A 13,786-nucleotide genomic window follows, 5' to 3' on the forward strand; every position below is an offset into this window, starting at 1 on the left:
ATCGTATTAGAAGCAATGGAAAACGCTATACAAGCGCAAAATCCTGGACCTGGAGTAATTGTACACACCGATTTAGGTACACAATATACAAGTGAAGCCTTTCAAGAACAGTTAAAAAAATACGAAATGATTCCTTCATACAGTCGTAAAGGATGTCCGTATGACAATGCGTGTATCGAATCTTTTCACGCAACACTCAAAAAAGAAGAGGTTTATAGAAAACGATATTCAACCTTTGAAAATGCGAGAATCGCATTATTTCAATATATCGAAGGTTGGTATAATCGCAAACGAATTCATAGTGGAATTGGTTACCACACTCCAGATGAATACGAAAAGATATGCCGGCTTTCAGCGTAAGAACGAAGGCAGGCGATTAACCCTCCCCCATATTTTTTGGGCGCAACTTCCATGAATTATTCACTTCACATCCCAAGTAGGCGGTCAAAGGCTCTTTTCACTTTGACGGGCTACTTGGGATGTGGAACACTCAAAAATGGAGGTTGCGCAGAACAAAAAATAAACTTTTGTGTGTCCAAAAACTTGACGTAGATCCAGTTTATTAAATCTCCAATCCATTTGTATTAACAACTGTTAACATACCTGCTCCTATATTCTATAATTCTCAAATATTCATTAATTCCTCTTTTGAGACAATACGCCAACCGTACTCTTCAAGTCTTTCTATATAAGTTTCTGTCTTCATTTTCTCACTTTCTAACACAAGCGGTTGTAGTGAAACAAAGCATTCGTTCAAAGCGTAATTGATTGTAACTTTAACTACTTCGTATCCATTATGATAATCTGCATGGAATCCTGGATCGTCTAGAATGTCCCCTTTTACTGGGCGAATAGTAGATTCAAATGTTTTCATCAATAAATTGCCGACATTATTTTCCTTTTGTTCATTTGAAGATATAAAAATCCCTAAATTTATTTTCATATTTATCACCTTTTCACATAAATTTTTTTATTCTTTTAAGCAATTAGCACAGGATCTATAGCGTCTTAAAAGTTCAACTAATACTGTCCATATGTATGTCCCTTTTTCAGTAATCGTTTCTTTGAAATAAACTTTCACCATTTTCAAACTGCTTTATTCAACAATTGCGATTGTTCGTTGAAGATTGGTTTTCAATTTCCCCCTTTTACTTTAAACATAAAAATTTCCAAGCATATTAGGATTCAGTTTTCAATTAGGTTTTCCTGCCCTTAAATTTAAATATTCTAAAACAATTCTGAAATCCCTTCTTAAAACCATTTTTTTAGGCTTTAAGTCTTATATGTCTTCTATTATATCCTCCAAATAAATCAGGTTACTAACTATGTAAAACAGCAAAAAGTTTTTCTAGTCATTAACGTAATAAGTAAAACCTTGTAAAAAGTGTTTACAAACAACTTAAATATGTATATACTTACATGGTAAACAAAAAATTCTTAAGGAGGTCGAATGATATGAACGTTATTGCTAAATTAATGTCATTAGTAGTTACAACTTCAATAAAAATAAAAACCACATCTTCGACCAGATCGGAATGGTTCGCTTAAGTTTTTTGTAATTAAGAATACCCATACCGTAGGGAGAAGTGTGCCCCTGCGGTATTTTTGTGTCTTTTTTCACCGTAGGGGGTCTCTCTACGGTTTTTTCATTTTTCAGGGTAATTTAAGGAGGTGATAATAAATGACTTTAAATATTTTTGCTCTTACGATAACTATTTCAAAACGTGAGAACTCTCTTGAGAAAGCACTTCATAATGAAAATGTGAAAAAAATCTTTGACGAGAACCGAAGAAAAGTAGAAAATCATATTCGTATTCGTCAATATTAATTTTTGTTCAACCAAAAACATGAAAGGTGGGAATTGATATGATTTATATGATCAAAAGACGTCAGGCTGTTTTATGGATGGAGAATGACACAACCTAGCAACTGATGAAGGAGTATAAAGTGACAATGAAAACTGCAGAACTGCTCCCTATTGTTGAAAGATCTCTAAATTTTATTTAGAGGTCTTTTATTGTGTCTAATAGAATATATTTAAAGTTTTTTCTACTATCTGTTTTATTCTTCTTAAAAACGATACCATCTATTTAAGAATAGTTCTTGATTTTTCTCTTTTACTTCAAAAGATATAGTGAAATATCGAAAATCACGGGCTGGTATTGGAGAAACTTTAAAATCAACATCAATTAAAATATCCAGTTAAAAACTGTATAGACTCCAAATACCTCCGCGAATTTTCAAGTTTATTTAGAATCCCCTCTAGTTGTCGTTGTTTAATAACTACAGGATAAATTTCGTGAACCATGCAATATATTTTGCACCTGGAATGAATAACACTTGTGCAAAAAGTGTTCCTAGTAGCCTTGATGTTACCATCATAATGGATGCACTTTTTAAGGTGATATATTTTCCTTTTTGATTTATAACATCATCTGCTAAAATTGAAATTTTAGGATCAATAAAGACAATAAGTAATATTGTAGCTACTCCATTGATTAACCCTGACGCCATAACGACCGTTGTCGCTCGTTCAGGTACAATTAAAGCTGCATATAGTGCAGAGAAAACTCCTATTGTATAAATTGCTGTAATCAGTATATTAATGCAAAATAATTTTATAGGTATATCTCGCCAACTCATACCTCTTAAATAAGCATATCTAGGTAGATGAATATGCTTTTTTGCTCTTCTTAAATAAGGAATTGTAAATCCTTTTTTCAATAACGCTGGTACCGAGCCTCGTTCTTCTGCCAAATGAATGATAGCTCTTGAAAAAATAGCAATAAATGTTGGTAACAAAAGTAAACCGATTATTGTACCTAATGTTGCAGCACCAATTAGAATTCGAAACTGACTCTCAACAAATGCTAAAGTATTTTCTTCTGGTGCATTATCTATTAAACTTCCGGTAAAAGGTTGTTGCATCATATTTGCCAGCCTTGATACCATTACCATGACATTGAATAGAGAAAGAGCTGATGCCAAAAGTTTTACTCTTGCCCCTGATAAACGAACTGAATACGCTAATGGTTCGATTGAATGAATGATTAAGATAAATAATGCAATCATTACTAATTGTGTTGTGAAAAATCCCAAAGACATTACCTACTTCATTTTTATTTGTTAGAAAAACCCTCTTTACTTATAAACGATCTTAGAACGCAATTTGTTTCGAATTTTCTGAATTCCATTAAAGGTTGCGCCCCTACCTAAAGAAAACTCAATTTTTTAAGTAATGCCCTATTTATATAGAAAAACGTTCTTCTTATTCAGCTATAAAGTCGTAGGTAGTCTTCACTCCTAAATCCCCGAAAAGCGTTTCAAATGTATGTATTCACATAATGTGTTGCCCCATCGTTTAATAAAGCTCAAATTTTATAAGCATTTAGCGATATAAACAATCTTTTGAATAACAGATTCAACATCTTTATTATCTTTTATCACAAATAAATACTCTGCTTCATCGATTGTTGGCTCTATGACATCTTCGTTTGAAGATTCATGTTGCTGTCGAATAAGTACTTCTTCGAAACTAGAATAAGAGCCTCTAAATATATTTGTACTTCGTTGACTTTGTTTGACTCTGTTTAGAAGAACTTCATCTGGAATATCAAAGTTAACAAGAATACGAATAAATTGTTCTTGAGTAAATAACTCATCAAATAGTTTCAATCTACTTATACGGTTTCGATTCGAGTTACAGATAATGAGATGTAATTTAGTATTTTCTATAGCATATTCAACAATAAATCGTGATAATGAATTTTTAAAAATATTCGGTCCTTCATTCGGTTGCAATTTTTGATAATAAGTATTTATAAATTCTGCTTGGTTATCCTGATCCATTACAAAAGAATTTTCTAAACTTTGCTCTAATAACCTAGCAAATGTCGTTTTACCACTATGTGTTTTGCCAACTGTCATAATCATTAATCTTTTCACGATTTCACCACCTTGTATAAATTGCAAACTATTCTTCATTGTGTACTCCTTCAATTATCCGTATATCTAATCTTGAAGATATTTCTTTTACTAAAGTTGTATTACCACTTCTAACTGATCCAATAATATGTAAATCTCATATCGATTGTAATATGAGTATCCAGCTTTGTTTGGAAGTCTTATTCAATAATATGGCCTTTAAATGAGTAAAGAGATGCTTTCCTTACTACGGAAAAGCGCCCAGATTGTTGAATAACTAGTATTAACGTTTTTATGAAACAAATGCTGCCATTATATATTTTTGAGCTATTAAAAAAATTGCCCAACCAATTACTCCTAGTAAAATTGCTAGTACTAAATGAACAGAATGTTTCAATGCAAAATAAATCAAAAATAACATGAACATCGTTGCTGGAAATCCTGCTAGAACGCCGAGTGTAAATTTATTGATGTTTTGGGTAGTTTCTCCCTGAATTGTTAACCAAATAATACTTAATAAACTAATTAACGGTAGGGCAGCTATAATGCCTCCATATACAGGATACCGTCTTGCCAATTCCGTAATGATACCAATAATGGCTGCCGAACTTATAATTTTTATTAGCAAATACATTTATTTTGATACCTCACTTAAAAGCCGAAATGCTTCAACTATCTTCTTTCTTTCATTAGTCGATAATCTGCTAAGTGCAACTTGGAGCTTATTTTCATCTAGTTCCGTATTCTTCTTCAATTTTACTGAACCTTCGTCTGTTAAATGTAAATATACTTTACGTTGATCTTCATCCGACCTCTCTTTATATAACCACCCATTACTTACTAATTTTTTCACGTGTTCCGATGCTGTATTGTGTGAAATTGATAATTGCTCAGCAATGTCACGAATCAAGACATATTGCTGTTTCTGAACCATTTGTAAGATGCGGACACTTTGGTGTGAAATTACTTCTTCTTGTGTGGGATGTAAATTAAAATAAATGTCAGTAAAGTATTTGTTTATATCTTGAATCACTATAAGCACCCCCCTTTTTAATCGTTTGTAACGATTATATCGTAACTAACGATATTTTCACAACAAATAATCCTTCCCCAATAACCAATATTACTAAATAAAGCTAAATACCATAACTGGTCCCTTATTCAATTAAATGGCCCTGTAATGCAAAAGGCGCGTTCCTAAATAAACGAACCCAGATTGTTGAAGAAAGAATGCCATTACAAGGTTATGATCAGCAATACTCCCAAAGGTCATTTTGGGAATGTTAATTTTCAGCATTCTAATACGTATTATGTATTATTTTCACAAGGTTTCTTTTTATCTTTGTCGAATCTAATTACTATAATAAATTGCTGTAAAATTAAATTATAAAAGGAGGGCAAAAGTGGACCTATTACTTTGGATAACTATTGGTTTCATAATAATTGGATTTGTCGTTCTCATTTCTATGAAAAAAGGTATGGAAAGTTTGGTTGTTTTTATAAAAACAAATCCGGAAGACGAGGGGAATTCATCAAAAGCTAAATCAGTAATTCTGTGGATATGGAGTGCCGTTGCTTGGGGGATAGTGAGTATGTTTCTTGTGGGTAGGTGTTTTCAGAATTACTTCGGATAACTATTGGATTTAAATGTAGTTGTAAAAAACAAGTGATTTTATATTAATTGCTTGAAGTATTACTGTAATATCTATTTTGAATGAAAAATACTATATACATTATAAATTGAATAAACGTTCCCAAACAAAGTTTTGGAGCGCAAAAAAAGAGACAAACGTTGTTGTAACAGCGTTTGTCTCTTTTTTAGAGTAACTTTGTTTATACAAATTTTTATACAGATAGCATAATCAGTTGAAATAGCTGCATTTATCGTTGCAGTGTTATTCAACTATGGACCTAAAATGCAAAATGGACCTTCCCTTTTATTACGGAAAAGCGCCCTTTAGTTGAATAAGCGTATATAAATTTATCAGATCAGATTTTTGAAAGTTTTAAATAACTACCTAAAAATCCAATAATGTATCCTAATATGCCAACTACTAAAATATCTCCACCACTCTTAAAAAATAGATTGGATAAAAGTATAGATGATTTTTCATTTACAAATAATTGATTGAATAAAGGCATTATAGATAAAAGCCGTAACAAGGCATAAAAGATCAAAGTTTGCCAACTAACAATTGCAGAGCTTCTAAATATTTGCTTTTGACGCTCATCACCTTTTGTTAAACCTCCACCTTCACCTGAAATGTTCCTCACAAGAATGCTAAATACCCCGAACAATATGATAAGCAAAAATATTTTCAATCTAAAATCCCCTTTTATCTTTGATTTTTAAGTTAGCTAAAATAAAATAAACTTTCTAATGGTGTATTAAGATTTCTTGATAGTTTAAATGCCAACTGCAATGTTGGATCATACTTATCGTTTTCGATAGCATTTATAGTTTGTCTTGACACACCACATCTTTTAGCAAGTTCTTCTTGGGAAATTTTTATTGATTTTCTAATCTCCCTGATATTATTCTTCAATACAAAACCACCTTAACTTTAAATTAAAACCGTTTTTTTATTAAAATTTACTTATTCATACTACGGTTATAAACTGCTCTGGACCAAAAATAAACGACATTACCTAACAACAATATTGTAAATTGCCAACCTGAGTTACCTTTTATAAAGAAATCATACATAGACCAAATTAATAAAGCTACGGTATAAAATATAAATCCATTTTTTGCAGATTGGTCACTTTGATACTTTTCCATTTCATCAGCTTTTTTTAACTTCATTTTAATTGTCCTCCTCAAAAATTATAAATCACCAACTTTTCTTTAAGAGCCTAAAAGCTAAAACTAAGTAGGGAACATTACATTTTTCATCAATTTTATTATTGAAAAATTCTTATTTAATTCTTTAATAAATGTTCCCCTTTACCTTCAAACTAGAATGTAAAGAACTTTTTACATTTATAATATAATTAAAGCCTTTGAAAATGTCAAATTCTTTTTACATTTTCAAAGGCTTTATTCTTTAAGTAACCGATAGCTATTATAATTGGAAACATTTTTAAATTTAATTTTTCCATACATATCAAAAATGACTGCTGAGTATTATTCAATAATATGGCCCTAAAATGCAAAAAGGGCCAATCCTTTTATTCTAGGAAAGCGCCAGTTTGTGGAAGTCTTAAATTAACCTTAACAGAAACTTTTTATTTGTTTTTCAGTAATCCCTTTAATTAATCCCAGTTCATTAATCAAAAATTTATGTGCGTGAGCTAACATTTCTTTTTCGCTTGTATTTAGTGCTTTTTCTTTCTTCATACGCATTAAATCACGTACAACTTCAGCACATTCTTGTATTTTACCCGTCTTTACTTTGTCCGTGTTCACTTTATACCTTTGTCTCCATGGCAGTAATCTATCTGATTCTCCATGCTGAAAAATGTATAGGATGCTTTTTAATTCAATTATGTCGGTAACACGGCGGATACTTGAACTCAATATTTTATCCGTAGGAATCATGAATTGCGTCTTACTGATTGACATTTTTATGACATAATACTGTTGTATTTTCCCTAAGAATTCCTTTTCTTCTACGGCTTTAATTATACCTGCTCCGTGCATTGGATAAATAATGTTTTCGCCAATTTGAAACAAATAATCCACCTCCATATATGGTAACCTTCTTAACCTTAACATGGATATGGTTTTTTAACAAATTTTTAATAATATCACAAATGAAATTTAATTGTCAACACATTTTCCTTTTAAATTTTGAAAAAGCAAAAACAATAGGAATCGTGTCCGAGGGAAGGTTAGTTTACCCGCGTATATTTTGAAACCTCAAGAATGTTTTTCAAATTATCTCTTGGGTCTTCACTTTTTATATCCATTTTATTAAATCCTCCCGAAAATATATGTGTTTATATGTCAGTAGTTCAATACCAATTATTTAAATTAGTAATCTGCCCGTTTTTTTAAGTACAAAATTTCACAATCTCTTCTAAACTTTAACATAGTGATCCAGTTTGCTTTAAAGCTGTTTCTCTATTAAATGTCCCTTTAATGAAAAAAGCGCGTTCCTAAATAAACGCGCCCAGATTGTTGAAGATCGTTTTCCTACTGAAGCACCCGTTTAAATTACTATCGAAAAGTATCAGCCACTAAATTACTAAATTCTCTTAAATAGTAAAGGTAATTATCTCCACCATAGTTGTATCGTTTGTTATACATTTTAGCTACAACAACATTGTATTCAGGAATCACTAGAAGAGTTGGTCCTGTTATTCCTAGAATTTGATAAGAACCTTTTGGAACCCGTTCCCCAAGTTCACTGTAAACAGCAGGAGTACCTTGTACATACCAAAATAATCCATTTCGAGGGAATTTGTTATTTTTATAAATAGGGCTTTGAATTTGGGTCGCAATTTCAATCACATCTTTCGGAACAATTTGTTTCCCATTCATTAATCCTTTGTTTAAATGAAGATTTCCCCATTGTGCAAACTCTCTTGCAGTCGTATGAAGGTTTGATTCAGTGCCATCATTAAAACGCCCCAATTTATAAGTACCCTCGACATTCGGATCAATAATTTCTTTTACTAAAGTACCATTATATTTAGTTTGCCAAGCTGTTTCATTCATACCCAAAGGTAAAAAGACTCTTTCATTTAAAAGTTCTGGAAAACTCTTATTAAAAAGTCTATTAACCAACTGGGTCATCATTAATACATTTATTCCTCTATATGCCCAGCTTCGACCTGGTTCAAACTCTCTAAAAATAGTGCCATCTTTTCTTTCGTGTAAACCGTGTGAATGAGTTACTAAATGTCTTATTGTTGTTTTTCCAAGCAATTTTTCATCTATTCCATCAAAATAATCAACTGCATAGTCATCAAGGCTTTTGATTTTACCTTCATAGAGAGCATAAGCAATCACTAATCCAAGATAGCTTTTTCTTGCAGAAGCTATGTTAAATTGAGAGGAAGACATGATTGGAGCTGCCTTATCAGAATTAGAATGATAACCATTATAATAATCTAGTATGACTCTGTTATCCTTTAGAATATATAATGATGAGGCACTACTCATATTTTTTTCTTTGATATCTTCAACCCAAGTAATTAATTTTTCAAGTCTCTTCAATATCGCTCACCTTATTTCTGACATTTACCAATTATCTTTATTTTTATTTTCTGTATTAATTAATCTAAATCCTTCTTCCACTAAACTAGTTTAAGTATTGAGTGTCATTCAAAAAAATGGCCCTATTACGGAAAAAGCACAATTCCTTTTCAAGAATTGCGCCCTTTAATGGAATAAGAACGTTTTTTAATCGAAAGTATGAGAATTTTGCCTTAAATCGAATCGTTATAGGCTTGTTTTGCTTTCTCTAAACGATTTACTTCAAGCTCTTTTTTTTCTAAATCCTTCACATATTGTTTTTCTAAAAATGCACGCTGCTCATCATATTTCTGTTTGTTAATGGTTGCAAGTAATTCATCTGAACTCATTAGCCCACCTTTATTGTTAAGTAATCCAATTTCATAACAACGTTGTAAAATATCTAAATGCTGCATCGCATCTTGAACATCGATTCCTTTACCATTAACCGTTGTTTTTTTGAAAAAGGTTAGCCAATTTTTCGATTGAATTTGTTGTTGCGCTTCAGTTGAACTTAGGGCATTTTGTGGATTTACCATTTCTCCCTTTTCCGCTAAATAACAAAAATCAAAAAAGGTCATAGAAGTTCCTGAACTCATACCTTTACATGCTATATCATCAAAAATAATTTTTAATGGGCCTTGATTTTGACTAATTTGTTTCCAACGAGTTAAATCTTCTTTTGAAAATTCATTTACATAAACTGAAGTACTTGCATAAATCCCATACTTTGTAGCATTTCCATATTTATCATATGTTACTTGATCTTCATCAATCGACTCTGTATTATTCACAACTTCTAATACTTGTGCTGGTTGATTTTCTTTTTGTTGCACACTACTTAATAAACTAGGCTGTGTTCGTCCAACTTGTCCTATCATTTTTTCAAACCACCTTTATTGTTTACATTTTATATCGGTGATATTGTTATTTTCTAAATTTTTTACCTTTATTTTATAGTAAGACCCCGTCCGCACCAATTAATTCTTATTCCACAATCTGGCCCGATTGTTGAATAAGAAAAATCCTGCTTTGATACAGGATTTTTAATCAAACTTTATTATAAATGATCAAACTTTGTTTTAATTGATCAGTCTTTATATAAATCCTTTATTGGTATTACATCGGTTTTATCTTTATATTGTATAGATATCTTATCCTCATCGGTTAGTTTCTTTTTCTTCCCATTGTACAGTAATAATGTATTTTCATCTTCAAATGTGAAAGTAATGCCACTCCCATCTTTTAAGAGTTTCGCTGGGGAAGAGTAATCGTTTCTTTTTTCATATACAAATATAGTATCTGTATATCCCTCATCCGTTTTTGCATCTGTTAAAATTATATAATGATTGTCCTTTTTCGCTTTGAATAAGAGTGTAGCCATCGTTCCTTGATACTGAATGTTTGTTTCAACATTATCGGAATTTGCTTGCCACATATTTACGAACACAAAGTAATAAGCAATTATCAGAAGAAGAAACATTGCTAGTAGTGATGATACGATAACTGTTATCTTTTTTCTGTTTTTAGAGCGTACCTTTCTGAAATAATCAATGTTTCTATTATCCTTTCTTCTTTCATTTTCATTTTCTGAAAATAAATCTTCCTTCATTTTGTTTAAATAATTTCGGCATTCTTCACATTGATCCATATGACTTTCTATCTGTTCGTTTGTTTCTTCACTTGTTAATTTATCAATATAAGCTGGAGCCAAATCCTTAAATACATTATGTTTCATAACCTTACTCACCCTTTCTGAGTTCAAGTTTTGCCCTATAAAAAGTTACTCTTGCCCAGTTTTCCGATCTTTCAAAAACTAAACCAATTTCTTTAAACGATAAGTCACCCAACAATCTTAAATAAAGTATTTCTCGTTTCTCCTCACTGAGTTGATGAGCCTTTTTAAAAAACATAACTTTATCTTCGTTTTTTATATACTCATCTTCCAAATCGTAAAATGTTATGTTTTCACTTTGTAGTGATTCCTTCAATTGTTGGTTTTTATTTTTATGGTTTAATTCTTGTAGCCAAACGTTTTTAGCAATTGCACAAAGCCACGTGGTAAACTTGGCTTTACCATTATCGTGAAAGTTATTAATGGATTTAGTCGCTTGATAAAATGTTTCTTGAGTTAGCTCCTCAGCTAAATCAAGGTTATTTGTCAAAGTTAGCAAGTATTTAAAAATAAAATCCCCATAATCTTGATATATATTGTCCTTATTCACTGCCACCCTCCATCTTCCGTCTGACCATACACCTATGTATCACAAAATGTTTGATTTCGTTACAACATTTCTAATAAAAAATGCATCTTTATAAAAGATGCAGATACTCACTTATTCAAATAAATGCCTCTATCTATTGCTGAAGAATAAGGACTCTTCGACTCTGTCTCGGTTATGAGGAATTCTAAACTCTTTTAGAGACTTTAGGTGAAAAAACGTTTTTTACCGCACCTATAATTCCAGGTACCAAAAATGCGATACCAAAAAAGACTGTAAGTAAATTGAAATTTGGTGTTTCATAAAAAGTAAACCACTCTCTGAAAATTGAGGATTCAGTAATTCTTCCAAATATCGTTCCGCCAATATCTCTATAATTAGGTATCCATCCTGTTGCTTCACAAATAATAAAAAATATTTGTGACAATAAAAATACACCAATAGAAGATACCCATGGTCTCTTCAAAAATGGAATAGGATTTTGTTTATTAGCCAAGTAATAGTCCCCCCTCTCTATTAGATACTATCAAAATCAAGGTACAAGTTTCAGTATTAAACATAATTTTCCTTTTACTCAAAATATCTGATCTATTATTTTATTGAATTAATCCGTCGTTAGTTCAATAAAAAATGCCCCCAAAGCGGTATTTGGGGGCATTTTATAATTCTTATTCCCTAGGCATAATGTGGTGGGTGTTGAAGGTGGAGTAGTTAGCTTTTTTCAAGCAGATTAATCCAAATGCTGCCGCCGCTTACCGTAACATAATAGTTTATTTCAGTACCGTCAGTATTTTTAAAGCGGATGAAAGTATTGCCGTCATGCTTGGCAGTCAGCGTGACATGGTTCCCGTCTGTAATCTCCATCACGACAACGGACTCATCCTCCATCGAGTAAGTCCAACTTCCCTCCTCAAGATATATTTCCTCCGTCTTGTCTGGTCCAGTGAACTGGGCAAAAACAATAAGAACTGCAGCTATGACCGAGAGAGCCACGATGCGATGTTTTTTCTTATCCAGTAAAACAAAAACAAAGAAAATAGCCAGACCAAGAGCAAATATAGAGCTGAGCAAATGATTTGGAAAATTTGCCATTGTCGCTCTGAAATAATTGATGCTAGCGTAAGCCAGATAACCTGTTGCCATCGATAAAACTAGAACGCTAAGCCAGTTTTTCTTTTTTAGTTGGAACGCTATCACAGCACCTGGCAAGGTCAGAAGCGTGATTTTAAACCAGTAATCATAATAGCGAAAAATCTCCCACCCTTGCGCATAAAACGGGACTTCAATTAAATAGATTAGGGGCTGACTAACAAGGAAGAATACGAAGCATTTAAGTGCTGCTTCCCACCACTTTTCGCAGTTCACAATAATGAATACAGCAAAAAGAATCCACCAGTCAACATAAATAGAGATATCTTGAAATGAGGTATCTTTTAAAAACGACACCTGATTGATAAGAGCAGTATATACCGCTGTAATAAGAGCCAAAAGAATAACTCTCGGCCAGGTCATATTAATTTCACCGAAATATTTTTTGATTTTTTTCATGTTTCTCCTCTAATTAAAACCTTATTTGAAAGTAATCCCAAAAGGCTTGTGTTTTTCTATTATTTATTAAACTTCACAAATTCTAATTTGTCTATTTTTCGTTCGGGCAACTCATTAAGGTATTTAGGAATTCTCTGTTATCATAGTGCCTACGCAACAGCTACTTATTTAATGTATTCGATATAGCTGGTTTATCTTATTTGTTTGGAAACATTTCGCAAAAGATGTTATTCAAGTCTGGCCCTTTAACGAAAACGAACGTGATCCTTATTACAGAATCGCGCCCGATTGGATTTAATGGAAAATTATGACCCAAAGCTACCAAATATCATCATAGCAATACTGTATATAATAATGACTACTAATCCTAAAATACCGATTGATGAAACAACTAAAGTGATTACTTTTAATAGTCCTTTCTTGCTAAATAATGCCGCAAAAAATGAACCAAATAATAATATGATTACTAACACTATATCCCATGAATCAGGTAAGGGGTTTAAAACTTGAGGAAAAATAAAACCTAAAACAATAAACATAACCAACAAGATCAATGAAATCAAACTTAAATATCTTCTCATTACCTCAACCTCACTTTAACTGCCTTTTGGTTTCTTATAAACATCCCCAAATCGGTGTTTTGGCACATTTTGAAAATGCTTGATTCACTAAAGTTATGTTAATAAAAATGAATTATTATCAATTCAAGAATTACTGTTCTCTTTTTTCAACAAATAACAAAAATAATGTTGCCAGTGGACCTGCTACAAGAGATAGCAAAAACCAGTTTAACCCCGTCCTATTCTTCCCTTGTGCAAGTGCAGCATTTATCAACGCCAGTGTTCCCCAACCTACAAAATATTGGTTATCCATCATTTGTATTCTCCTCGTATATTAGTAGTAAGAGCTC

General features: G+C 31.9%; 20 protein-coding genes. 3 read left to right on the top strand and 17 right to left on the bottom strand.

The window, feature by feature from the left end; translation table 11 throughout:
* On the top strand, positions 1-360 hold a 360-nt coding region (locus CW357_RS16905; RefSeq protein ID WP_164489635.1), incomplete at its 5' end, for an integrase core domain-containing protein.
* Between the two features lie 265 nt (positions 361-625).
* Here CW357_RS16905 and CW357_RS16910 read toward each other — a convergent pair.
* Entirely contained in the window at positions 626-943 is a 318-nt protein-coding gene (locus CW357_RS16910) for a hypothetical protein (RefSeq protein WP_124218652.1), read from the bottom strand.
* A gap of 738 nt (positions 944-1,681) precedes the next feature.
* Between CW357_RS16910 and CW357_RS16915 the strand changes: the two genes are divergently transcribed.
* The gene (locus CW357_RS16915; RefSeq protein ID WP_124218653.1) at positions 1,682-1,828 is read left to right on the top strand and encodes a YrzI family small protein; all 147 of its coding nucleotides are present in this window, start codon (positions 1,682-1,684) and stop codon (positions 1,826-1,828) included.
* Positions 1,829-2,283: 455 nt separating this feature from the next.
* On the opposite strand, the gene CW357_RS16920 is transcribed toward CW357_RS16915, so the two are convergent.
* From CW357_RS16920 to CW357_RS16935, 4 genes are all read right to left on the bottom strand, one after another.
* On the bottom strand, positions 2,284-3,072 hold the full coding sequence (locus CW357_RS16920) for a lipid II flippase Amj family protein (RefSeq protein WP_119416951.1): 789 nt from the start codon (positions 3,070-3,072) through the stop codon (positions 2,284-2,286).
* A gap of 306 nt (positions 3,073-3,378) precedes the next feature.
* The gene (locus tag CW357_RS16925; RefSeq protein ID WP_124218668.1) at positions 3,379-3,945 is read right to left on the bottom strand and encodes an AAA family ATPase; all 567 of its coding nucleotides are present in this window, start codon (positions 3,943-3,945) and stop codon (positions 3,379-3,381) included.
* 271 nt (positions 3,946-4,216) lie between these two features.
* Positions 4,217-4,558 (bottom strand): DUF3147 family protein, encoded by a 342-nt coding sequence (locus tag CW357_RS16930; protein ID WP_124218654.1) that lies wholly within the window; start codon positions 4,556-4,558, stop codon positions 4,217-4,219.
* Complete coding sequence (locus CW357_RS16935) at positions 4,559-4,957, bottom strand: MarR family winged helix-turn-helix transcriptional regulator (RefSeq protein ID WP_124218655.1); 399 nt, start codon at positions 4,955-4,957, stop codon at positions 4,559-4,561.
* Between the two features lie 370 nt (positions 4,958-5,327).
* On the opposite strand from CW357_RS16935, the gene CW357_RS16940 reads away from it, so the two are divergent.
* Positions 5,328-5,558 (top strand): hypothetical protein, encoded by a 231-nt coding sequence (locus CW357_RS16940; protein ID WP_124218656.1) that lies wholly within the window; start codon positions 5,328-5,330, stop codon positions 5,556-5,558.
* Between the two features lie 355 nt (positions 5,559-5,913).
* On the opposite strand, the gene CW357_RS16945 is transcribed toward CW357_RS16940, so the two are convergent.
* From CW357_RS16945 to CW357_RS18390, 12 genes are all read right to left on the bottom strand, one after another.
* A complete protein-coding gene (locus tag CW357_RS16945) occupies positions 5,914-6,246 on the bottom strand; it encodes a hypothetical protein (protein WP_124218657.1) in 333 nt (110 codons plus the stop codon).
* 32 nt (positions 6,247-6,278) lie between these two features.
* Entirely contained in the window at positions 6,279-6,470 is a 192-nt protein-coding gene (locus CW357_RS16950; protein WP_124218658.1) for a helix-turn-helix transcriptional regulator, read from the bottom strand.
* A 47-nt stretch (positions 6,471-6,517) separates the two neighbouring features.
* Positions 6,518-6,730, bottom strand: a complete 213-nt coding sequence (locus CW357_RS16955) for a hypothetical protein (protein ID WP_124218659.1) — start codon at positions 6,728-6,730, stop codon at positions 6,518-6,520.
* 408 nt (positions 6,731-7,138) lie between these two features.
* A complete protein-coding gene (locus CW357_RS16960) occupies positions 7,139-7,615 on the bottom strand; it encodes a CarD family transcriptional regulator (protein WP_124218660.1) in 477 nt (158 codons plus the stop codon).
* Positions 7,616-8,086: 471 nt separating this feature from the next.
* Positions 8,087-9,088, bottom strand: a complete 1,002-nt coding sequence (locus CW357_RS16965; RefSeq protein ID WP_124218661.1) for a serine hydrolase domain-containing protein — start codon at positions 9,086-9,088, stop codon at positions 8,087-8,089.
* Between the two features lie 212 nt (positions 9,089-9,300).
* Positions 9,301-9,987: a hypothetical protein gene (locus CW357_RS16970; protein ID WP_124218662.1), complete on the bottom strand. Its 687-nt coding sequence runs from the start codon at positions 9,985-9,987 to the stop codon at positions 9,301-9,303.
* A 209-nt stretch (positions 9,988-10,196) separates the two neighbouring features.
* Positions 10,197-10,844: a zf-HC2 domain-containing protein gene (locus tag CW357_RS16975; protein ID WP_164489636.1), complete on the bottom strand. Its 648-nt coding sequence runs from the start codon at positions 10,842-10,844 to the stop codon at positions 10,197-10,199.
* Positions 10,845-10,848: 4 nt separating this feature from the next.
* The gene (locus tag CW357_RS16980) at positions 10,849-11,331 is read right to left on the bottom strand and encodes an RNA polymerase sigma factor (RefSeq protein WP_124218664.1); all 483 of its coding nucleotides are present in this window, start codon (positions 11,329-11,331) and stop codon (positions 10,849-10,851) included.
* Positions 11,332-11,515: 184 nt separating this feature from the next.
* Entirely contained in the window at positions 11,516-11,824 is a 309-nt protein-coding gene (locus tag CW357_RS16985) for a YfzA family protein (protein ID WP_124218665.1), read from the bottom strand.
* A 215-nt stretch (positions 11,825-12,039) separates the two neighbouring features.
* Positions 12,040-12,876 carry a hypothetical protein gene (locus tag CW357_RS16990; RefSeq protein WP_124218666.1) on the bottom strand — a complete coding sequence of 279 codons (837 nt, stop codon included), beginning with the start codon at positions 12,874-12,876 and terminating at the stop codon, positions 12,040-12,042.
* Between the two features lie 305 nt (positions 12,877-13,181).
* Positions 13,182-13,439, bottom strand: coding sequence for a histidine kinase (locus CW357_RS16995; RefSeq protein WP_241155167.1), 258 nt, complete (start codon positions 13,437-13,439; stop codon positions 13,182-13,184).
* A gap of 148 nt (positions 13,440-13,587) precedes the next feature.
* Positions 13,588-13,749: a hypothetical protein gene (locus CW357_RS18390; protein ID WP_164489637.1), complete on the bottom strand. Its 162-nt coding sequence runs from the start codon at positions 13,747-13,749 to the stop codon at positions 13,588-13,590.
* Positions 13,750-13,786 lie beyond the last annotated feature (37 nt).

Origin of the sequence: Rummeliibacillus sp. TYF005 (genome assembly GCF_003844195.1) — a bacterium.
Lineage (GTDB): Bacteria > Bacillota > Bacilli > Bacillales_A > Planococcaceae > Rummeliibacillus.

What these genes read in the sequence shown, in the direction of transcription:
- CW357_RS16930 (WP_124218654.1), bottom strand. Translation starts at nt 4,558, where the DNA reads ATGTATTTGCTAATAAAAATTATAAGTTCGGCAGCCATTATTGGTATC.
- CW357_RS16955 (WP_124218659.1), bottom strand. Translation starts at nt 6,730, where the DNA reads ATGAAGTTAAAAAAAGCTGATGAAATGGAAAAGTATCAAAGTGACCAA.
- CW357_RS18390 (WP_164489637.1), bottom strand. Translation starts at nt 13,749, where the DNA reads ATGGATAACCAATATTTTGTAGGTTGGGGAACACTGGCGTTGATAAAT.
- CW357_RS16920 (WP_119416951.1), bottom strand. Translation starts at nt 3,072, where the DNA reads ATGATTGCATTATTTATCTTAATCATTCATTCAATCGAACCATTAGCG.
- CW357_RS16910 (WP_124218652.1), bottom strand. Translation starts at nt 943, where the DNA reads ATGAAAATAAATTTAGGGATTTTTATATCTTCAAATGAACAAAAGGAA.
- CW357_RS16975 (WP_164489636.1), bottom strand. Translation starts at nt 10,844, where the DNA reads ATGAAACATAATGTATTTAAGGATTTGGCTCCAGCTTATATTGATAAA.
- CW357_RS16990 (WP_124218666.1), bottom strand. Translation starts at nt 12,876, where the DNA reads ATGAAAAAAATCAAAAAATATTTCGGTGAAATTAATATGACCTGGCCG.
- CW357_RS16915 (WP_124218653.1), top strand. Translation starts at nt 1,682, where the DNA reads ATGACTTTAAATATTTTTGCTCTTACGATAACTATTTCAAAACGTGAG.
- CW357_RS16970 (WP_124218662.1), bottom strand. Translation starts at nt 9,987, where the DNA reads ATGATAGGACAAGTTGGACGAACACAGCCTAGTTTATTAAGTAGTGTG.
- CW357_RS16960 (WP_124218660.1), bottom strand. Translation starts at nt 7,615, where the DNA reads ATGGAGGTGGATTATTTGTTTCAAATTGGCGAAAACATTATTTATCCA.